This is a genomic window from Burkholderia sp. Bp9140, assembly GCF_003853425.1.
Taxonomy (GTDB): domain Bacteria; phylum Pseudomonadota; class Gammaproteobacteria; order Burkholderiales; family Burkholderiaceae; genus Burkholderia.
The window spans coordinates 141,753-162,337 of record NZ_QTPQ01000002.1; the positions used below are offsets into that span (position 1 = coordinate 141,753).

Annotated in this window: 20 protein-coding genes; 8 read left to right on the plus strand and 12 right to left on the minus strand. The window is 69.3% G+C overall.

The annotated features are described in order from the left end of the window. Positions 1–7: 7 nt before the first annotated feature. Positions 8–592, plus strand: coding sequence for a thiamine phosphate synthase (locus tag DIE21_RS02250; protein ID WP_124495613.1), 585 nt, complete (start codon positions 8–10; stop codon positions 590–592). 37 nt (positions 593–629) lie between these two features. Here DIE21_RS02250 and DIE21_RS02255 read toward each other — a convergent pair whose 3' ends face one another. Further along, positions 630–2,279 (minus strand): DUF3459 domain-containing protein, encoded by a 1,650-nt coding sequence (locus DIE21_RS02255; protein WP_124495615.1) that lies wholly within the window; start codon positions 2,277–2,279, stop codon positions 630–632. Positions 2,280–2,575: 296 nt separating this feature from the next. Between DIE21_RS02255 and DIE21_RS02260 the strand changes: the two genes are divergently transcribed. Beyond that, positions 2,576–3,286 carry a class I SAM-dependent methyltransferase gene (locus DIE21_RS02260; protein ID WP_124495617.1) on the plus strand — a complete coding sequence of 237 codons (711 nt, stop codon included), beginning with the start codon at positions 2,576–2,578 and terminating at the stop codon, positions 3,284–3,286. Positions 3,287–3,419: 133 nt separating this feature from the next. Continuing rightward, positions 3,420–4,088 carry a glutathione S-transferase gene (locus tag DIE21_RS02265; protein ID WP_124495619.1) on the plus strand — a complete coding sequence of 223 codons (669 nt, stop codon included), beginning with the start codon at positions 3,420–3,422 and terminating at the stop codon, positions 4,086–4,088. 6 nt (positions 4,089–4,094) lie between these two features. Here the strand turns inward: DIE21_RS02265 and DIE21_RS02270 are convergent, their stop codons facing one another. Further along, positions 4,095–4,748 (minus strand): DUF1345 domain-containing protein, encoded by a 654-nt coding sequence (locus DIE21_RS02270; RefSeq protein WP_124495621.1) that lies wholly within the window; start codon positions 4,746–4,748, stop codon positions 4,095–4,097. Between the two features lie 136 nt (positions 4,749–4,884). On the opposite strand from DIE21_RS02270, the gene DIE21_RS02275 reads away from it, so the two are divergent. Further along, entirely contained in the window at positions 4,885–5,610 is a 726-nt protein-coding gene (locus DIE21_RS02275) for a metallophosphoesterase (protein WP_124495623.1), read from the plus strand. Between the two features lie 60 nt (positions 5,611–5,670). On the opposite strand, the gene DIE21_RS02280 is transcribed toward DIE21_RS02275, so the two are convergent. Then, positions 5,671–6,366: an RES family NAD+ phosphorylase gene (locus tag DIE21_RS02280; RefSeq protein WP_124495625.1), complete on the minus strand. Its 696-nt coding sequence runs from the start codon at positions 6,364–6,366 to the stop codon at positions 5,671–5,673. Between the two features lie 2 nt (positions 6,367–6,368). Further along, positions 6,369–6,788 carry an MbcA/ParS/Xre antitoxin family protein gene (locus DIE21_RS02285; RefSeq protein WP_124495627.1) on the minus strand — a complete coding sequence of 140 codons (420 nt, stop codon included), beginning with the start codon at positions 6,786–6,788 and terminating at the stop codon, positions 6,369–6,371. Positions 6,789–7,023: 235 nt separating this feature from the next. Here DIE21_RS02285 and DIE21_RS02290 point away from each other — a divergent pair, with 235 nt between their 5' ends. After that, positions 7,024–7,806 carry an ABC transporter substrate-binding protein gene (locus DIE21_RS02290; RefSeq protein ID WP_124495629.1) on the plus strand — a complete coding sequence of 261 codons (783 nt, stop codon included), beginning with the start codon at positions 7,024–7,026 and terminating at the stop codon, positions 7,804–7,806. A 442-nt stretch (positions 7,807–8,248) separates the two neighbouring features. Here DIE21_RS02290 and DIE21_RS02300 read toward each other — a convergent pair whose 3' ends face one another. The 3 genes from DIE21_RS02300 to DIE21_RS02310 form a co-directional block, all read right to left on the minus strand. Continuing rightward, on the minus strand, positions 8,249–8,722 hold the full coding sequence (locus DIE21_RS02300) for a hypothetical protein (protein ID WP_124495631.1): 474 nt from the start codon (positions 8,720–8,722) through the stop codon (positions 8,249–8,251). Between the two features lie 61 nt (positions 8,723–8,783). After that, positions 8,784–10,256, minus strand: coding sequence for a sigma-54 dependent transcriptional regulator (locus DIE21_RS02305; protein ID WP_124495633.1), 1,473 nt, complete (start codon positions 10,254–10,256; stop codon positions 8,784–8,786). Between the two features lie 439 nt (positions 10,257–10,695). Next, complete coding sequence (locus tag DIE21_RS02310) at positions 10,696–11,613, minus strand: metal-dependent hydrolase (protein WP_124495635.1); 918 nt, start codon at positions 11,611–11,613, stop codon at positions 10,696–10,698. Between the two features lie 581 nt (positions 11,614–12,194). On the opposite strand from DIE21_RS02310, the gene DIE21_RS02315 reads away from it, so the two are divergent. Together DIE21_RS02315 and DIE21_RS02320 are read left to right on the plus strand one after the other, a co-directional pair. Continuing rightward, positions 12,195–12,536: an FKBP-type peptidyl-prolyl cis-trans isomerase gene (locus DIE21_RS02315; protein WP_044846591.1), complete on the plus strand. Its 342-nt coding sequence runs from the start codon at positions 12,195–12,197 to the stop codon at positions 12,534–12,536. Positions 12,537–12,561: 25 nt separating this feature from the next. Next, positions 12,562–13,329, plus strand: coding sequence for an AraC family transcriptional regulator (locus DIE21_RS02320; protein WP_124495637.1), 768 nt, complete (start codon positions 12,562–12,564; stop codon positions 13,327–13,329). A gap of 266 nt (positions 13,330–13,595) precedes the next feature. On the opposite strand, the gene DIE21_RS02325 is transcribed toward DIE21_RS02320, so the two are convergent. Continuing rightward, positions 13,596–14,066 carry a helix-turn-helix domain-containing protein gene (locus DIE21_RS02325; RefSeq protein WP_124495639.1) on the minus strand — a complete coding sequence of 157 codons (471 nt, stop codon included), beginning with the start codon at positions 14,064–14,066 and terminating at the stop codon, positions 13,596–13,598. Between the two features lie 151 nt (positions 14,067–14,217). Between DIE21_RS02325 and DIE21_RS02330 the strand changes: the two genes are divergently transcribed. Continuing rightward, positions 14,218–15,453 carry an MFS transporter gene (locus DIE21_RS02330; RefSeq protein WP_124495641.1) on the plus strand — a complete coding sequence of 412 codons (1,236 nt, stop codon included), beginning with the start codon at positions 14,218–14,220 and terminating at the stop codon, positions 15,451–15,453. A 144-nt stretch (positions 15,454–15,597) separates the two neighbouring features. Here the strand turns inward: DIE21_RS02330 and DIE21_RS02335 are convergent, their stop codons facing one another. Genes DIE21_RS02335 through DIE21_RS02350 form a run of 4 tightly spaced genes read right to left on the minus strand, consistent with a single transcriptional unit; the run spans position 15,598 to position 20,558 of the window. Then, positions 15,598–16,722 (minus strand): glycosyltransferase family 4 protein, encoded by a 1,125-nt coding sequence (locus DIE21_RS02335; RefSeq protein WP_124495643.1) that lies wholly within the window; start codon positions 16,720–16,722, stop codon positions 15,598–15,600. 41 nt (positions 16,723–16,763) lie between these two features. Next, positions 16,764–17,948 (minus strand): glycosyltransferase family 4 protein, encoded by a 1,185-nt coding sequence (locus DIE21_RS02340; protein WP_124495645.1) that lies wholly within the window; start codon positions 17,946–17,948, stop codon positions 16,764–16,766. Continuing rightward, a complete protein-coding gene (locus DIE21_RS02345) occupies positions 17,945–19,411 on the minus strand; it encodes an O-antigen ligase (RefSeq protein ID WP_124495647.1) in 1,467 nt (488 codons plus the stop codon). Before DIE21_RS02345 ends, DIE21_RS02340 begins: the two co-directional genes overlap by 4 nt. Positions 19,412–19,421: 10 nt before the next feature. After that, positions 19,422–20,558 (minus strand): glycosyltransferase family 4 protein, encoded by a 1,137-nt coding sequence (locus DIE21_RS02350; RefSeq protein WP_124495649.1) that lies wholly within the window; start codon positions 20,556–20,558, stop codon positions 19,422–19,424. Positions 20,559–20,585 lie beyond the last annotated feature (27 nt).

Below are 20,585 nucleotides of genomic sequence, written 5' to 3' on the forward strand. Positions count from 1 at the left end.
GCTCGCGATGAGCGCGACGCTGCCGCGCTGCTGCGTGATCACGCCGGAGCCGGCATCCGCGTCGGCCGCCGATTGCCAGGCCTTTCTCGAGCGCCTGTCGGCCGTGCTCGCGCGCGGCGAGACGCTCGTGCAGTTGCGCGTGAAGTCGTTCGACCCGGCCGCGTTCGCGCGGCTGGCCGCCGATGCGCTCGCGCGCTGCGACGCGGCCGGCGCGCAACTGATGGTCAACGGGCCGATCGACGCGGCCGGTGTCATGCAGCTCGACGGCGCGGGCTGGCATCTCGACGGCGCCGCGCTGCGCGCCGTCGCGCAGCGGCCGCTGCCGGCCGCGCGCCGCGTGTCGGCCGCATGCCACACGGCCGACGATCTCGTGCTGGCTGCGCGCGCGGGCGTGGATTTCGTCACGCTGTCGCCCGTGTTGCCGACGCTCAGCCATCCCGGCGCGCCGACGCTCGGCTGGACACAGTTCGCGGCATTGGCCGCGCAGGCCGTGATGCCGGTCTATGCGCTCGGCGGCATGACGCGCGCGCATCTCGACGACGCGCGCCGCCACGGCGCGTACGGGGTCGCGGGTATTCGAAGCTTCTGGTAAATGCGGCCGGGCGCACCGGCGCCCGACCTGCCCGGCATCACGCGTTCAGATCGGGGCGCATCCCGCGCCTCGCGCCGTCGTCGATCCGGCGCACGTCGTGCGTGAGTGCGTACCGGTTGACGTCGCCCGTGAGCCACGCGACGAGCGAATACGGCGGCAACGATCCCTCGTCGACGCGGTCGCGTGCGCGTGCCGGCGTCTCGAACACGACCTGCCCTCTCGGCGCGTCGAACGGCACCGCGTCGGGCGACAGGTTCAGTGCGATGGTCAGCGTCTCGTCATCGGCGAGCCGCCATGACGCGAGCAGCGCGTCGGCCTCGCCGTTATCGTCCGCCTTCAGCGTATGCGCGTCCTGCGGCCGGCAATCGGCCAGCCGCGGCGCAATCAGCTTCGCGCGCACCGCGAGCGCCGATTGCACGAAATGCGCACGATCGGCATCGCGCGCGGTTTCATCGAAGATCAGCGGGATCTGCGGCGTCAGGAGCGACAGCGCGAGCGCGGCGAGGCCCGGCGCCTGTTCGTCGTCGCCATGCTCGCTCTCCCGCCAAGCACCGTCGGACAGCACCAGCGACGTCAGCGACAACCCTTGGGCGCATGGGCCGTCGCCCGCCGTGGCCGGCTGGAACGCCGTGCCGGCCGCGGTCAGCGCGCGAGCGAGGGTATGGATCGACTGGTGTGTCGAGATCCCCTCGTGAGCGGCCGCGTCGCGGTCCGTCAACCGATGCAGCGCGCGTTCGCCGCAACCGTTCCATTGCGCATCGAAATGGGTATCGGCCAGATGCACCGGATGACGCTCGCTGCCGAGCACGAGGTGGATCAGCCGGTCGGCCGGCACGGCCGCGCGCACGCGGTCGGCGATCTCGCGCAGCCATGACGTGCCGATCCGGTCGGCCTCGCGCAGCCGCAGCCCGTCGCAACGGTATTCGTCGATCCAGTACAGCGCGTTGTCGCAGAAGAAGTCGCAGACTTCCGGGTGGTCGAGCGCGAGCGGCGGCGCCTGCAGCGGATCGTCGCGCGTATGGAAGAACGGCGCCGCGTAATGGCGCAGCGCGTCGGTGCCGCTGCCGAAGCGCGCGTAATCGAGCTCCAGCAGCACCGCGAGACCATAGCCGTGCGCGTCGTCGATCAGCGCCTTCAGCGCGTCGGGGCCGCCCTCGGCCGCGAGCGGCGCGAACGGCAGGCTGTCGTGTGGCGACGCGAGCAGCTCGAGCGCGGTCACGCCGAGGCGCGCGAGCTTCGGCAGCCGGCGGCGCACGCCGTCGAAGCCGCCCACCGCGTGCGGACGAATCGCGTACAGCGCGATGTCTTCCCACGGACGGCCGCGCCAGAACGTGTTGCGCCAGGTGAACGCGCGCGGATCGACGACCTCGCTCGGGCCGTTGAGCCCGTCGGGTTGCGAACGCGATGCGGGATCGGGAATCGACGCGACATCGTCGAGCCGGTAACGGTAACGCGCGCCCGCACCGCATTCGACGAACGCTTCGAACCAGCTTGGGCCGGCGGCCGTCATCGGGACGAGCGTCGGGCCGTAACCGGTATCGAGTTCGAGCTGAACGTGCGTGCTGCCCGGCGCCCACACGCGGAAATGCGTGCGCGGCGACGTACCGAGCGCGCCGCAGGGCTGCGCGCCGGACGGCAGGCAGTGAATGTAGTGCTGCGCATACGGATCGTGCGGACAATCTGACATGATGCGCTCCTCGTGCCGAGCGGCATGGCCGCGCGATCGGCGCGGCGCATCGGGGCCCGGCATGCGACGGCCAGGCAGGGGGGGGAACAAAAGTATGCGCCGGTTTCATGATCGCAACGCATCGAATCCTCACATTTTTAAATGCGAATCGACCCCGCCAACGTTTGCGCGCTGCACGCCGAGTCAGGTAGTGCGCATACCGGAATGGCCGCTCGCCTTGTTGCGCCGCCGGCCCGCGCTTACGCTCGGTTCGATGCGCGGACACGCCGTCCGCGCCCGAACCTGAGGAATCCGCCATGTCGCTCACCGCCGGCGCCGCGAAATTCGATCCGGCACGCGCGCACGAATACGCCGAACAATCCCGCATCGCGCTGGCCGGCTATGACGCGTGCCACGAGCTCGCCGCGTGCATGCTCGCGTCGGCGATCGGCGTGGCCGATGCGCGGATCCTCGTGGTGGGCGCGGGCGGCACGGGGCAGGAAATCTGCGTGCCCGCCGCGCTCGAACCGGGCTGGCAGTTCACGGCCGTCGACCCGTCCGCGCCGATGCTCGCGCTCGCGCGTGCCAACGTCGAAGCGGCAGGTTTCGCCGCGCGCACGCACTTCATCGAGGCCGGCGTCGATGCGCTGCCCGAAGCACCGGCCTTCGACGGCGCGACGCTGATCGGCGTGCTGCATCACGTCCCCGGCGCCCCGGCGAAGGCCGCGCTGCTGGACGCGATCGCGCGCCGCCTGAAGCCCGGCGCACCGCTCGTGCTGGCGGGCAACCATCGCCGCTACGCGGACCACCCTCGCCTGCTCGACGCGTGGCAGCAGCGCTGGCGCATGAAGGGCGCGACGCCCGACGCCGTGCGTGCGCAGCTGGCGAAAATCCTGCAGGGCGCCGATCCGCCTGCGTCGGAGGAAGCCGTGTCCGCACTGCTGCACGACGCGGGTTTCGATGCGCCGCTGCGCTTTTTCTCGAGCCTGTTCTGGGGCGCGTGGATCGCGGTGCGGCGCAGCACGTGACGACGCGTGACGGCAGGCGGCACACGCCGCGCCGGGAGCCGGGCTGCTGCCAGGCAATCGCACGGCGGCATGACCGGCGCGGCGTCATCCGCGCTCGGTATGATGTCGTTCCCACCCCTCTTCCGGCCTCGACATGCTGACCGTCCATCACCTGAACAACTCGCGTTCGCAGCGCGTGCTCTGGCTGCTCGAAGAACTGGATGTGCCGTACGAGATCGTGCGCTACGAGCGCGATCCAAAGACGATGCTCGCGCCGCCCGCGCTGCGCGCGATCCATCCGCTCGGCAAGTCGCCCGTCGTCACCGACGACGGCCGCACGATCGCGGAATCGGGCGCGATCATCGAGTACCTGGTCGAACGCTACGGCAACGGCCGGCTCGCGCCGCCGAGCGGCACGCCCGAGCGGCACGACTACACGTACTGGCTGCACTACGCGGAAGGGTCGGCGATGCCGCCGCTGCTGCTGAAGCTCGTCGCGTTGCGGATCGCGCATGCGCCGATGCCGTTCTTCGCGCGGCCGATCGCGCGCAAGATCGCCGCGACGCTGCAATCGGGCTTCGTCGATCCGCAGATCGCGCTGCATCTCGGCCATGTCGACGACGCGCTGACGCGCACGGGCTGGTTCGTCGGCGACGGCTTCAGCGCGGCCGACATCCAGATGAGCTTCCCGCTCGAAGCCGCGATGGCGCGCGGCGACCGCGGCCAGCATCCGGCGATCGCGCGCTTTCTCGACGCGATCCACGCGCGGCCCGCCTACCGCCGCGCACTCGAGCGCGGCGGTCCGTACGAACTGCTCAGATAGCCCGCGTCAGCTCAGCAACCCCGCCGCGACGTTGATCGACAGCCCGAGCACGGCCATGTTGAAGTAGAACGACAGGATCGACTGAGCGAGCACCGAGCGGCGCGCGGAACGGTTCGCGAGCGACACGTCGGCCGTCTGCGACGCGACCGCGAGCGTGAATGCGAAATACAGGAAATCCCAGTAGTCGGGCTCGGGATTGCGGTCGGGGAAGCGCAATGCGCGATCGCCGCTCGGCGAGCCGTAATAGAGCCGCGCGTAGTGCAGCGTGAAGATCGTCGGAATCAGGAACCATGCACCGAACAGCGTCGCACCCGTGACCGCGTAATGGCCGAGCCCCGCGCGAAAGCCGACGCTCTTCGCGGTGGCGAGCTCGATCGCGATCGCGGCGACGCTCGCGACCGTCGCGAGGCACACGACGGTCAGCACGGTCGTCGCGTTCTCGTCCTCGCGGATCGCGACTTCGCGCACCTTGTGATGATGGGCGGTGACCATGCGCACCCACATCAGCACGAGATACAGCCAGACCGCGCAATCCCAGCCGATCAGCACACGCGCGGTCGGCCTCAACTGGAACGGCAGCAGCCCCGCGCACAGCACGCCCGCGACGAAGGCCGCGACCATGCGCGGCCGGTTGCGTAATACCTGCGGATAAAGGGTCATCGTGTGATTCCGAAAGCGGATGGAAAGGGTTCGACCGGCGCGCAAACGGCCCGCTGCGCCGCGCCGGCGGGTACCGCCCCGATTATCGCCATTCCTGCATGACGTTGCGACGGGCGTGAGCGCCTAAGATATCGGCATGACACCTGCCCTCTGCCACCACCCCGTGAACGCGGCCGGCCGCGACTTCGTCGTCGGCGATCTGCATGGCTGCGTGGATGTGCTGCGCGCGCTGCTGCACGACATCGGCTTCGACCCGGCTCACGACCGGCTGTTCTCGGTCGGCGATCTCGTCGACCGCGGCCCTGCGTCCGAAACCGCGCTCGAGTTGCTCGACCGCCCGTGGTGCCACGTCGTGCGCGGCAATCACGAAGAAGTGCTGAGCCTCGTGTCGCGCGGCAAGCTGCCGCCCGATGCGTGGCGCGGCATCGGCGGCGACTGGGGCGCCGATCTGCCGCCGGAACGGCTGCACGCCCATGCGGCGCGCGTCGACGCGCTGCCGCTCGTGCGCGTGATCGGCGACGGCGCCGTGCGCTTCAACGTGCTGCATGCGGAATTCTTCGGTTCCGATGCCGAGCTCGATGCGGGCAGCTATTCGCCCGACGTGCGCGAACGGCTGATCTGGGGGCGCGACCTGGTCCAGGGGCTCGTCGACCCGGCCCGGCAGGCCGGCCTGTCGCTCACCTGCACCGGTCATACGCCCGTGCGTGCGCCGCAGCGCATCGGCGCGCAATGGTTCATCGACACGGGCGCGTTCGCACCGTCCGGACGGCTGACGATCGTCGAACCTCGCACGGGCGAGACGTGGTCGCTCACCCAGGCCGACGCGCGCGCACGTCACGCGGGCGACCTGCCGCTGCCATAGGTGCAGGGTCTGTTCGCTAATGACGGGCCCACGCGCACGCGTTTGCACGCGCGGGCCCCGCTAGCCTACCTGGTTCAGTTCGAACACCGCATCGATCGCCGCACCGTTCCAGTTGTATTCCAGATACGCCGCGTGATGACAGTCGCGCAGCAGCGTCGTGCGGAACGCGGCGAGACACTCGCCGCGCGGGTCGCGCACCGACGGATAGACAATCCCCGCGCCGCCCGCATTGCGCACCGCGCGGCCGAGCGCCTGCCCCGCGCTGTAATCGAGCGGGTCGAGCAAGCCCGGACTGCGCTGCTGCCAGGTGCGCACGTCCGCGACATCGCCCTGCGCGACCACCGTGTAGAGCCGCATCTGCTGGCGCATCGGCGGCTCCTTCGTCGCGGCCAGGAACAGCCCGCTGTGATAGCGCGTTTCGGCGATCGCCGTATCGCGCGACCGCCCGCAGTAGAACACGCCGTAGCTGCCGTCGGAAAAGCGGCTGCCCTGCGGATTCAGGTGCGTGAATGCGGCCATGATCGGCCCCCAGCCCGGGCCGTAGCGGCGCTCGGCCGGCGGCACGAGTTCGAGCGTGCCGACTTCGTTGCGAATGCGGTCGTTGGTCAGCGATTCGAGCGCATAGAGTGCATCGAAATCCTCGGCGGACGCGACGCGGTCGAACAGGTTGATGGCTGGAAAACGGGTGGGAATCACGCGATAGGCAGGTGCCCAGTCGACGACGATCGTGGGCCAGTGTTGCGTTTCGGTCGGCATCGTCACGCCCAGCCACCCCGCATCGCATCGAGATATTGCCGGACGGCGACCAGGTCGCCGACGTTGCCGGCGAGCATCCGGTCGAGCGCGCGCTTGCCGCCGAACGGCGCCGCGTCGTTGGGCCGCTTGACCCACGCGTCCGCCGCGGCCGGCTGCGGCAGCAGGATCTGCAGCGCCTTGTAGATGCCGAGCAGCAGCGATAGCCGCTCGAGCGTATCGCGCGGCAGGCGCGCCGATTCGGGCGATGCCTTCCACTTGAAGAACGTCGAGCGGCCGGGCGACCCGAGCAGCACGATCTGTTCGTCGATCGTCAGCGCCCAGTCGCGCGCGATGTTGAAGAACGCACGCAGGCCGGCCGCCGACATCTGCGCGACCGAAGCCTGCCGCGGGGCGGAATGCGGATCGAAGGCGGGCTGTGACATGATCGTTAGTCTCGAAATGAATCTACTAACAAGATTAGTCCATTTTCGTATTTTTGCAAGGGTCGCCCCCCGCGATGCCGGCATCCCACCCATCGAGTCGATATTTTTTGTCCATTCTGGACTGCAATTTTATTTTCTGCGTTAATGGCCGTGCGGACAGCGCACCGGCATGCGGTACGTGTCCGCAGCAACCGGGGCGCCCGAACCGGATAGACCACGCCAAGGAACCACCATCATGAAGAGACTGATTGCCGCCGTTTCGATCGCCCTGCTCGCGGTATCGGCAGGCCCCGCCGCCGCAAAGGACTGGACCACGCTGCGCTTCGGCACCGACGCCAGCTACGCGCCGTTCGAATCGAAGGCGCCCGACGGCAAGCTCGTCGGCTTCGACATCGACCTCGGCAACGAGATCTGCGCGCGGTTGAAGGCCAAATGCGTGTGGCTCGAGAACGATTTCGACGGGATGATTCCCGCGCTGAAGGCGAAGAAGTTCGACGCGGTCCTGTCGTCGATGTCGATCACGCCACAACGCGCGGAACAGATCGGCTTCACGACGAAGATCTACAACCAGCCGACGCGGCTCGTCGTGAAGAAGGGTTCGCCGCTGCTGCCGACGGCCGAATCGCTGAAGGGCAAGTCGATCGGCGTCGAGCAGGGCACGACGCAGGAAGCGTATGCGAAGGCGTACTGGGCGAAGCAAGGTGCGAACGTCGTGTCGTACCAGAACCAGGACGGCGTGTATGCGGACCTCACGTCGGGACGCCTCGACGCCGCGCTGCAGGACGAGGTGCAGGCTGCGATCGGGTTCCTGAAGTCGCCGCGCGGCGCGGGCTACCAGTTCGTCGGGCCCGAACTCGTCGACGAGAAGGTGCTCGGCATCGGCGCCGGCATCGGGCTGCGCAAGGAAGATGCCGACTTGAAGGCGAAGATCGACCGCGCGATCCTCGACATGGTCAAGGACGGCACCTACAAGCGGCTCGCGTCGAAGTACTTCGACTTCGACATCTACGGCGGCTGAAGCGGCGCCGCGCGCGGACGGGTGAGATGCCCGTCGCGCGCGGTCCGACCGCCCCTCCCCTGCTCGCCGGACGGCGACGCCTCCCTGACATCTGCCGTCACACCGGTTTCATCGTCCGTGTCGCGCACCCGGATGCCGCACATCATTCGCATTGCAGACGGATCACCTGCGCTGGCGACCGCAGGCGCTCGACGTCAATAAGCGAAGATCGGGCGCCGGGGTACCGGTGCCCGCGTGCACATCCCCATGCGGAGCGGGTTGGCCAGCAGGAAAGCGCCGGCCCGGCGCGGATGACCGGGTATCAGCCGGATCCGCCTCGCACCGGGCGCGGAGAGATGGCCTGTCGACGCATGCCGGCCGGCAGCAAGGTGCGCGGTCGACCGGCGATGGGTCGAATCACTGCGATCGCGGCCTGCCGGCCGCGGCGTGTGGTGATCGTTCATCATTTTTCTACCCCGTATTCGAGTCGTTGCTTGTGCCGGCAACCGGACATCGCCGGTGCCCCGACGATCCGACGACGACGGCCCGTGCCGGCCGGAACGGGGCAGTGCCGCCCGTCCCGCCGATCATCCCCGCGGACTGCGTCCTTGCCGGCCCTTGCAGGGTTCGCTGCCTGACCGGCCGGACGCCACGTCGTCGACTCTCGCACCTCAACCTCCGCAAGGAGCGGGCCAGCTTCGTACGCGGCCGTCTGCACAAGGCTTTCATCGGACAAGCCTGCGGCCCGCTCGGTCGGGACATGCAGGACGTTGCAAAACTGAAACATGCCGCGCACGGGCGGCCTCGGCCGCGCGGCGGCAACGCCTTGCCGGACAAGGCGCACGGACGATGCGGAAAATTTTCCCGGCGCGGGCGGCACGCCGCCGCCCGCATTTGCCGGGTCCAGTCGCACGGCTGCCGGCAGGAAACGTTTCACGTCCTTTACATACCGCCGGACGCCCGCGCACGGACCGGCGCGGACGCTTCCCTGCCGCCGTTCAGCCGACTCGCTGGTGGTCGGCGTCGCCGGGCGGCGAGCCGTCCTTCCCGCCGTTATCGCCGTTGTTGTCGTGGTCGTTGAGCCCGTGCTCGATCATCATCCGGTAGAGCGTCACGCGCGAGATGCCGAGTTCGGCGGCAGCCTTGTTGATCCGGTGATCGTTGCGCAGCAGCGCGTTCTCGATCGCGGTGCGCTCGGCGAGCGAACGCGCCTGTTCGAGCGTCACGGGTTCCGTTTCGCCCGGCGTCTCGAGCCCGAGATCGTGCGGCGTCAGCAGCCGGCTCTCCGCCATCACGATCGCGCGGCGCACCCGGTTGATCAGCTCGCGCACGTTGCCGGGCCACTCGTAGCGGCGCATCGCGTCGAGCGCCGCCGACGTGAAGCCGCTGATCTTGCGTCCGCTGTCGGCCTTGTATTTCTGCAGCACGTAATGCGCGAGGATGTCGATGTCCTTGCCGCGCGCGCGCAGCGGCGGCTCGTGAATGCGCAGCACGCAGAGCCGGTGATAGAGGTCCGCGCGGAAGCGTCCGGCCTCGACCGCGCCGTCGAGATCCACGTGCGTCGCCGAGATGATCCGCACGTCGACCGGAATCGATTCCTGGCCGCCGAGCCGCTCGATCTTCCCTTCCTGCAGGAAGCGCAACAGGCTCGCCTGGCTTTCGACCGGCATGTCGCCGATTTCGTCGAGAAACAGCGTGCCGCCGTTCGCGGATTCGATCCGGCCCGCGCGCCGCTGGTTCGCCCCGGTGAATGCGCCGCGCTCGTAGCCGAACAGTTCCGACTGCAGCAGGTGATGCGGAATCGCACCGCAGTTGATCGCGATGAACGGCCCCTTGCCGCGCACCGAGCGCTCGTGGATCGCGAGCGCCGTCAGTTCCTTGCCGGTGCCCGACTCGCCGGAGATGAACACGCTCGCGTCGGTTTTCGCGACCTTGCGAATCGTGCTGAATAGCTGCTGCATCGCTTCGCAGTTGCCGATCATCCCGTGCTCGCCGATCGACGCCGCGTATGCCGCGCCGTCGACGCGATCGAGCGCGGCCATCCCGCGTGCATGGCCGAGCACGTGCGAAATCCATTCGTACGGCAACGGCAGCGTCACGTAATCGAAACAGTAGCTGCGGATCAGTTCGCGCACGGCAGTGCTGATCGTGATGCCGGCCTGCGCGATGGAAATCCAGCCGATCGCCGGCTGGCTCAGGCACGCCTTCAGCGCGGGATAGTCGCGCGACGTGAAGCCCGAGAAATCGACGAGCCCGGCCGCGACGTTCACGCCGGACGTCATGTTCTGCGCGGCACCGGCCGTCTTCGCGACCGAGATCTCCCAGCCGAGCCCGCGCAGTTGCGCCAGCAACGGCTCGTCCGGCGAACGCATGATCACGAACAGCTTGCGTCCGGCCTCGGGAGCAGTAACGGATACGAGCGGCATTTCGGGCGCCGCCGTCCCGCTTGCGTCGGGTGACCTTGCAACCATGTTGTTCCCCGCTTGGCGTTGGTATCGTGCGCCGGCTCGCCGCCGGGTCCGACGGACCTCGATCGAACCGACATATTGGCCGCATTTCCGTCCGAATAAAATCCCCCCGGGCAACAATCGTGCGCCGGGCCGGTCCTTTCATGAACGGTATATCGATGCCGCCGACGCGCGGCTAGATGGGTGTTATCCCGGTGGCGCGGGGCGGACGCGCAATACGGCCGTCCGGGTAGCGAGCGCGCGAAACCGCGCCGGCGCGGGCGCGCCGGCCCGGCATGCGATGCCGGGCATGCGGGACCGGACCGGCCGCACGCGCCGGCGCGGCCCGGGGGCCGTCCGGCGCCCGCGCCCGCAACCGTTTTCCGCTTGACGCCGGTCAATCATCAGATGAAACGGGTTTGATGCACGAACGCAACACGCGCCGCACGGCGCGGCGGCGGCGTCAGCGCCCCGATGCGAGCGGTGCGGGCGCGTTGGCGCGGCCGCGTCCGGCCGCCGCGCCGTCGTGTTCGCCGTACGCGGCGACGAGCCCATCGACGCGTGCGAGGTGATGGCGGTTGTCGTGGTCCCACGGATGGAAGCCGGGCCGGAAAAAGCTCAGCCATTCACCCGCGATGCGAGGAAACAGCCCGCGGCGCGGCCCGTACAGGAAGGCAATCATGCGCAACATGCCGCGCACGCGATGCTTGACGTCGCGATCGCGCGACAACAGCGTCACGTGCATCAGGAACACGGTCGGCCAGAACGTCAGCGTCGTCAGCAGATACACGCCGACGCGGATCAGGTAGCGGCGCAGGCCGGGCTTCATCACGGCGTTCCACACGTCGTACGACACGGCCTTGTGCTCGGTTTCCTCGAGCGCATGCCATACCCACATCTGCCGGTAGCCTTCGACCGAGCCGTCGAGACGCGTCGGGTCGCTCAGGATCCAGTCCGCGAGCATCGCCGTGTAGTGCTCCGCCGCCACCGTGTGCGCGAGCTGCACCGAACGCGGCAGCGTGCGCTTCATGAAGCCGAGCACCGCCCACATGCGCTTGTCGAGCTTGCGCGCGGGCAGCCGGTTCGCCTGCATCAACTCGTTGTATTCGACGTGTTCGCGCGTATGCATCGCCTCCTGGCCGATGAAGCCGAGCACCTGGCGTTTCAGCACGGGATCGTCGATCCGGTCGCGATAGTTGCGCACCGAATCCATGAAAAAGCGTTCGCCGGCCGGAAACAGCAGCGACAGCGCGTTGAAGAAATGGGTCACGTGCGGGCCGAGCCCGTGCCAGTCCTTCGCGCGTTCGACCGGCAGGTCGAAGCGCAGGTCGCGGCGCACCGGCATCACCTCGGCCGCGGTGGCGGAAGCGGCTGACTTCATGTTCGTCGTTCTCCTTGTCTTCGGGCGGCCCGGCAGCCGTCGCGGCCTTGCCGGCGCGGGCCCGGGCGGCGCATCGCGCAACGCCGCAATCTTGACATCGATAACTGTAAAGATAGGCGCCTGGCGGCGCGGTGCGCAAGCCGCGCGTTAGACGCGCACTTCCAAACGGGGCACGGTCGGCAGCGCGGAAAGGACGACGTTCGAACGGGGTCCGCGCGTGCCGGGATTCGAACGCGCGCACCGGCGCGCGACCGGCAGGCGGGCGGCAAACACGCGAACCGCAACCGGCGTGAAAGCCCCGTGCGACGGGCGTCTCGCTGGATCGCGCGGCAGCCGTCGACGCGACGCCGATCGGCCCGGACAGCGCCGATTCATACGCGCCCCCATTCGCGCGGTGCAACCGCGTCGCTTCGGCCCGAGGAAAATTCAAACGCGCGTTCCATTCGCGTGTCGGGCGAGATGCGTGACCGCCGTCGCGACCGACGCAAGATCGACGCGCAGCCGGGCCTTCGCCGCGTGCGGCGGCCCCCTGCGCGCTCGCCTACAATAGCGGCTTTACCCAACCCCTTTCAGGAGAAGTCATGTCTGTCACCACGACCGCGTCGGGCCTCAAAATCGAAGAGCTGACCGAAGGCACCGGCGCGGAAGCGCAAGCCGGCCAGACCGTCAGCGTCCACTACACGGGCTGGCTGACCGACGGTCAGAAATTCGACTCGAGCAAGGACCGCAACGACCCGTTCGCGTTCGTGCTCGGCGGCGGCATGGTCATCAAGGGCTGGGACGAAGGCGTGCAGGGCATGAAGGTCGGCGGCGTGCGCCGCCTGACGATCCCGCCGCAACTCGGCTACGGCCCGCGCGGCGCAGGCGGCGTGATCCCGCCGAACGCGACGCTCGTGTTCGAAGTCGAACTGCTCGCCGTCTGACGACGCCGCCGGCCGGCTCCCTCCGATGCAACGCATCCCGTCTCCCGCCATCGCGCTGCGCCGTTACGACACGTGCGAAGCGTCCGACGTGCACGACTTTCACCAGGTCGTGCTCGGCGTCGACGGCGCGATGGTGATGGCGGTGGACGGCGTCGGCCAGCGCATCGACCGGCACGCGGCCTGGCTGATCCCGGCCGGCGCGCGCCACGATTACGCGGGCCTCGGCAACAATCGCCAGCTCGTGCTCGACCTGCCCGCCGCGTCGCTCGCGGTGCCGCAGCGGCTGTTCGACAGCGCGCGTGCCGTGCCGATCGACCCGGCGCTGGCGTCGCTCGTCGCGCAGGTCGCGGCGGGCGCCGCGCAACTCGACGGGCCGGCCGGCGACGCGCGGCACGCGCATCGCTTCCAGTGGCAGGCCGCCGCACGTCTGTGCAGCGCATTGCTCGACGACGCCGGCTTCGCCGCCCCCGCGGCGGGTCTCGATTTCGCACGCATCGACCGCTGGCTGCGCGCGCGGCTCGCGGAGCCGCTGCGCATCGCCGATCTCGCCGCGCACTGCGGCTACGGGATGCGCCGGTTTCATCAACTGTTCGTCGACGCGTTCGGCGAAACCCCGCATCGCTACCTGCAGCGGCTGCGGCTCGATGCCGCCGTCGTGCTGCTCGCCGACGGCCGCCATCCGCTCGTCGACATCGCCGGCATGGTCGGCTTCGCCGACCAGAGCACCTTCACGCACGCGTTCACGAAGCGCTTCGGCGTCGCGCCGGGGCGCTGGCGCGGCGAACGGCACTGAGATTCCGCCGGACGATCCCGGCCTGCCCTAACGCAGTCGCATGGCGAGACGAGCAGCGCCTTCCCGCTCGCAAAGCGATCGCATGGCGTCGCGGCCGGCGACGGTGTTGACGCTTCACGCCGCCCTGAAACATCGCCCGCGCGTCGCGCCCCGCGATGCGGAGAGGGACACGGCCACTTCCTCCCCCGCGTTCCCGCCCGCGCCCGATCAGGCGATGCTGCGAAACGGAAACGGCGCAGTCCTTGCATCGCGCGACGATCCGCCACTCATCCCCGCGTCGCGCCTTCCTCGTCACCCACTTTGCGCACGACCGTCTCCGCCGCCCTCAGTGGCCGGCCATCGTCGTGCCGCAGCGCGACCTTGCGGATCGCGCGGCCCGTCTTGCGCTCGACCAGCACCGAATGCGGCTCGCCGCGCCCGAACAGGTTCGCCTCGCCCCATTGCCGCAGCATCACGATCACCGGAAACAGCCCCTCGCCCTTCTTCGTCAACGCGTACTCCTGATACGCGCTGCCGTCCGACGCGGGCACGACTTCGAACACGCCGGCGTCCACCAGCATCCTGAGCCGGTCCGCCAGGATGTTGCTCGCGACGCCGAGGCTCGCGCGGAAGTCACCGAACCGCCGCACGCCGTCGAACGCGTCGCGCACGATCAGCAACGCCCAGCGATCGCCGACGATATCGGTCGCCCGCGCCACCGGGCACGGCGAATCCGCAAGACTTTTCTGCCTGGCCATATTGCTCTCCACTGCCGTGCCGGCCGCCTTCCCGGGCCGCCGGCCATCCGTGCGCGAGCCCGTCGCCCGCCACCCAACAAGTTGCATTTTAAAACCACTTTTCCTACACTCATACTGGTTTCAAATTGCAACTACTTACGCGAGGAAACCCATGGAATCGTCTTGTCGCTCAGGAACCGTCGCGTCGAGCGCGACATCGCGCAGCGCGCGTCCGGCCGACGGCGCACGCGTGTCCGCGGCGCTCGTCACGCTGCTGGCGGCCTGCTGTGCGGCAAGCGTCGCGAACGTCTACTACGCGCAACCGCTGCTCGATTCGATCGCCCACGACTTCGGCGTATCGCAGGCGGCGGTCGGCGGCGTCATCACCGCGACGCAGCTCGGCTGCGCGCTCGCGCTGCTGTTCGTCGTGCCGCTCGGCGACCTGCTGAACCGCAAGCGCCTGATCACCGTTCAACTTCTGCTGCTGACGGCGGCGTGCGTCGGCGTGGCCGCCGCGTCGACGCGCATCGCGCTGCTGGCAGGCATGGTCGCGGTCGGGCTGCTCGGCACCGCGATGACGCAAGGGCTGATCGCCTGCTCGGCCGCGCTTGCCGCTGCCGGCGAGCGCGGCCGCGTGGTCGGCGCCGCACAGGGCGGCGTCGTGATCGGCCTGCTGGCGGCGCGTTCGCTCGCGGGTGTCGTCACGGATATCGCCGGCTGGCGTGCGGTTTATCTGGTGTCGGGCGCGCTTGCGATCGCGATGCTCGTGGCGCTGGCGCGGCTGCTGCCCGATGCGGATGCGCCGCGCGAGCGCATCGGCTACGCGGCGCTGCTCGGCTCGATGGCGACGCTGCTGCGCAACGAACGCGTACTGCGCGTGCGCGGGGCGATCGCGCTGCTGATGTTCGCGGCGTTCAGCATCTTCTGGAGCGCGCTCGTGCTGCCGCTGAGCGCGCCCCCGCATGCGATGTCGCATACGCAGATCGGCGCATTCGGGCTCGTCGGCGCACTGGGCGCGGCCGCCGCCGCGCGCGCGGGCCGGCTCGCGGATCGCGGGCTCGGCGAAGCGACGACCGGCGCCGCGCTCGCCCTGCTCGCGTTCTCGTGGCTGCCGCTCGCGTTCGCCGGCACGTCGATCGCGCTGCTGGTCGCCGGTATCGTGCTGCTCGACGTCGGCGGGCAGGCCGTCCACGTCGTGAACCAGAGCATGATCCTCGGCGCACGGCCCGATGCGCATGCCCGCCTCGTCGGCTGCTACATGCTGTTCTATTCGGTCGGCAGCGGGCTTGGCGCGATTGCATCGACGACGATGTATGCGCACGCCGGATGGATCGGCGTCTGCGGGCTCGGCGCGGCGGTCAGCGTGGTCGCGTTCGGCGTTTGGGCCGCGACGCTCGGGCGTGCATGATGCATGTCGGAAGCGGCGAGCGAATCGCGACGAGTCCGGCAAGGAACGACAAAAAGCCGGCTCGCCCGAATCGGGCGGCCGGCACGCGAACCGGACGCTCACGCGTGCACTGGCTCGAATCGGGCGGCGGCGTGCCGCGTTCGCTTAACCCGCCGCCTGAATCGCCTCTTCGTACACGCCGGCGACGCGTCGCGCGATCACCGCGTTGTCGAAGTGATCGCGTGCATAGCGCTTGCACGCGGCTTCGTCCGGCAGCGTGATCGCGCCGGACAACGCGGCGCCGAGCCCTTCCGCGATCGCATCCGCGCCGGTCGACGGCAGCACGAGATCGCTGGACAGCCCGGCGACCGCCTCCGGCAGCCCGCCGACCGGCGTGACCAGCACCGGCGTGCCGGACGCGAGCGACTCGACCGTGATCAGCCCGAAACCCTCGAGCGCGACCGTCGGCACGACACTCACCGTCGCCGCGCGGTACAGTGCCGCGAGATGGTTGTCGGGCACGAAACCGAGCAGCTTCACGTTGTCCTGCAGCCCGGCCGCGTCGATGCGCTGCTGCAGCTCTTCGCCGATCTTGCCCTTGCCGGCGATCAGCAGCAGCACGTCCGGGTGACGGTGCTTGACGAGACCGATCGCGTCGATCAGATCCTCCAGCCCCATGCGCCGCACGAGCCGGCGCACGGCCAGCACGATCGGCCGGTCCTGCGGCAGTTGCAGCTTGTGCCGCGCCTCGCCCGGCGTGAGCGGCGTATCGAACTGCGCGGTGTCGACGCAGCCCGGAATCACGCGCACGCGCGACGGATCGATCCCGTAGCGGTTCGTCAGGATCTGGCCGAACGCCTGCGACAGCACGATCAGCCGCGACGAGCGCGTATACACGGCCTGTTCGAGATAGCGCTTCGCGCGCTGCCCGAGCGACGCGGCGCCCTCGACCTGGCTTTCGTCGGCCCACGGCCCCTGGAAGTGCGACACCTGCGGAATGCCGCGCGTCACGTCGAGGCCCGGGAACGTGTACAGCGCGAAGTGCGACGAGATCACGTCGGGCCGCTCGGCGCGGATCTCGTCGCGCAGCGCGCGCCGCGCGGCGAGCATCCGGCGTGCGAGCGGCTGCGACGCGGGGCCGAAGCCCTGGATCGCGCCGCCGGTATCGTCGGCGACCTTCGGCGAGCCCGCGACGAGCCCGCGCACCTCGACGCCCGCGCCCGGCAACGCACCGACGAGCGAGTAGTACATCCGGTCGAGGCCGCCCGCGCGTTCGGGAAACCAGTGCATGCCGATTTGCAACGATTTGATCGGCCGGGAAGAAAGAGACTTCACGATTGCTCCTGCGTGACCGCATGCTCGACCCGCTCGAAGGCGGACGGCTGCGAGGGTTGGCCGATGCGCCGGTAGAGCGCGACGTACTGGGCGCCCATGTGCGCCCAGCCGAAACGGGTCATCAGTTCGCGGGCCGCGTCGCCCATCGCGCGACAGGTGTCGCGCGATGCCGCGAGCGAGCCGATCGCCTGCGCGAGCGCGGCCGGATCGTCAGGGTCTTCCAGCACGATCCCGCAGTCGCGCGTGATGATTTCCGCGCCGCCGGCGGTGCGCGCGGTGACGACCGGCAGCCCGGCCGCCATCGCTTCCAGCAGCGACAGGCTCATCGCTTCGTAGCGCGACGGAAACACGTAGGCGTCGACCGAGCGCATCAGCGTCGGCATGTTCTTCACGAGCCCGAGGAAATGCACGCGCGATGCGATGCCAAGCGCGCGCGCCTCGTCCGGATACGGGCTGCCGGGCAAGTAGCCTGCCACCGCGAGATGGACGTTCGCCGGCAGCTTCGTCAGCGCCTTCAGCACGGTGCCGAGGTTCTTGCGCGGCGTGCGCAGGTCGCCGACGAACAGCAGCAGGAACGCGTCGTCCGGCAGCTTGAACGCCGCGCGATCGGCCTGCGCGCCCGCGAACGCGCTGCCGTCGACGCCGTTGTAGATCACGCTGATCTTGCGGCTGTCGATGCCAAGCCCGGCGATCTCGTCAGCCACCTTCTGCGACACGGCCGTGATCGCGCGCGAGCGCCGGTACGCCCAGCGCTCGAGCGCGGTATTCACGCGCGTATAGACGTACTGGTAGGCCGACCACAGCCCCTTCGTCAGACCGAACGGGTAGTACGGGCTCTTGAACCAGCCACCATGCACGAAGTGCGCGGTATTCACGTCGGCGCGGATCCACGAGATGAAGCCGTTCACGTGCAGCACGTCGACCTCGCCGCGATGCGCGCGCAGCCACCATGCGCTCTTCAGCGCGAACACCTGCTGCTTGACGAGATTCGACGGCCAGAAGCGGCCGACCTTCACCGGCACCCAGCGCACGCGCGGGTCGGCCAGCAGCTCGGGCGCGACGTGCGACGCGACCAGCGTGACCTCGTAGTTTTCAGCCAGCGCCGCGCGCGCGATTTCGTAATTGACGCGGCCTTGCCCGTCGTTATGTCGCACGACGTGCGTGACGATCGCGATTCTCAATGGTCGCCTCCCCGTGAACGCGCGGCGGCCAGCAGGCGCTGCGCCTTCTGCCAGTGCGCCGCGGATAGTATTGAAAAAATGGCCGTGAACAGCAGCAGGCCGCCCGTGCCGATCAGCGAGTTCGTGAACACGAGCATCGCGAACACCGACAGGCACAGGCTCAGGCATGCGCCGACGAACTTGTCCTTGCGCAGCTTGAACGCCGCGCGCAGCGTGCGGGCAAGCAGCATCACGACGCCCGACAGGTACAGCAGCGTGCCGGGCCAGCCGAGCACGAACGGCACGTTCATCACGCCGCTGTCGAAGCTGCCGTACTTGCCGAGTTCGCCGCTGTCGCTCGACAGCTTGGTGGACGCGCCGGTCGCGCCCATCCCTTCGCCGGCGACGTCGGTGAACGCCGTTTGCGCGAAGGTCGCATAGAACTTGTTGCGGTCGTCATAGCTGCGGTCGTCCTTCAGGTTCGTGATCGACTGGAGACGCTGGCCGAGCCGGTCGGCCACCGGCCCGACGGTCAGGAGCGGCACGCACAGCCCGACCAGCACGACGCCGCTGATCAGGATCCGCATCCGCACGCGGTTGCTCGACTGCACGAGCTGGATCGCGAGCGCGATCACCCAGCCGCCCCAGGTCGAGCGCACGAGACACAGCGCGAACGACACGAAGCCGGCGGCGCCCGCGAACCAGCGGACCTTCTGCGGTGCCGCGAACACGAACACCAGCGCGCCCATGATCGCGAACGCGAACGGCCCCGACGAATTCATCGTGCTGAACACGCGCACGCCGTACGGCACCGGCTCGCCCTGCGAGCCCATCTGCGAGCCGACCATCCACAGCACGTCCCACTGCGGCATCACGAAGTACTGCACGACCCCGTACACGCCCATCACGAGCATGCCCCACATGAACGTGGACAGCAGCACGTCGCGGTACTCGGGATAGTTGCGCGAGTTGACCATGATGTGAAAACCGATCAGCACCGGGTACACCCAGTTCGCGAGGTCGTAGGTCGCGGCCATCACGCCGCTCGACACGATCCCGACGAGATACGCATACATGAGCCCGAACAGGATCAGCAGCACCGGAATCCCGCGCCGCTGCGCGAGCACGCGGTAATGCCTGACGAGCCCGAACCCGGCGATCATCGTCACCGCGAGCGGCGCGACCTGGATCAGGCTCGTCGGCGTGAACGCGCCCTTCGACCAGTCGGCCAGGCGCCGCACTTCGGGACTCAGGAACCACACCCACCACATGAAGCCGACGTAGCGCGCCGGGCTCTTGAAATACAGCCAGATGCCGACCGCGATCGCCAGCACCGGAAACGCGAGCGTCAGCACCTTGCCCTGGTGAACGGCGATCAGCGCGGCGGTGAACGTCCACAGCCCGGCCTGCCCGGCCCAGTGCTTCGGTTCGGGTAACCGGCGGCGGTTGCGCGACGGTGCGCGTTCGGCGGCAATCGTACTCATCGATCCGCTCTCACCGCGACGAAGGACGCGAATCCGCGAGCGGCATCGCGAGACCGGCGGCCGCCGGCGTGCGGCGCCGGCGCAGCATGTCGCGCGTGATCCGCACGTGCTGTTCGGCGAACGCCTGCGTGGTCAGGTCGCGCTCGCGCAGGCACGCCGCCGCGGCACGCGCGCATTCGAGCGCGGCGGCCGGTTCGGCCACGAAGCGGTCGGCGGCCTGGCGCATCGCCGGTGCATCGAACGCCGGCACGTAGGCGGCCGTGTCGTGCGGGAAGTAGTCGCTGAGCCCGCCGACGTCGGACACGATCATCGGCTTGCCGACCGCCGCCGCCTCGAGCATCACCGTGATGCCCGACGCGTGGAAGTTCGGCCGCAGCGGCACGACGATCACGTCGGCCCACGCATACAGCTCGTGCTGCTTCGCGAGGCCCGACGCCGAACCGATCTTCACGTTCGGCGCATGCCACTCGCGCGGCACGCGGCGCCGCGTCGCGAGCCGCACGTCGTAGCGCTCGTCGCCGCCGAACGCGGCGAGGAACGTGCGCCAGTCGCGATCGCGGTCGTTGCCGATCGCGGCGATCCGCAGCGGCCGGTTCGGCTGCCACTGCCGCGGCTCGGCGGGCGGGAAGTCCTGCGTGTTCAGCCCGTAGTACACGAACTCCGCGTCGCGCCCGAGATAGCGGCGGCACAGCTCGGCGTTGTCGCGGGCGAGCGTCGTCAGCGCGTCGGCGCGCGCGAGCAGCTTGCGATACAGCCAGCGGCGCGGGCCGCCGAACGTGTTCCACTTGTCGAACAGCCAGACGCTCTGCGCGAGCAGCAGCGGGCGCTTGCCCTGCGCACCGGCGAGCTTCAGGATCAGCGCGGCGGCGAGGTGCTCCTGCTCGGTGTGCGTCCAGATCACGTCGGTGCCCAGCAGCGCGGCGCGATTGCGCCACGCGTGCACGACGTCGAAGCCGAGCGTCGCCTTCAGCGCACGGCGCGCGAGGCTCGCGACGCGACTCTCGCGCCGGTCCTGCGAATAGGTCAGCCGGAATTCGTCGGATTCGGCGTGGTGATAGCCGTACAGGCAGCCGATGTCCTCGCCTTTCCGGTAGGTACGCGGATCTGCGCCGTAAAACAGGTGGACGTGAACTTTCGTCGTGGTCATGCAAGCCCTCCGGGGGTAGCCGTGCGC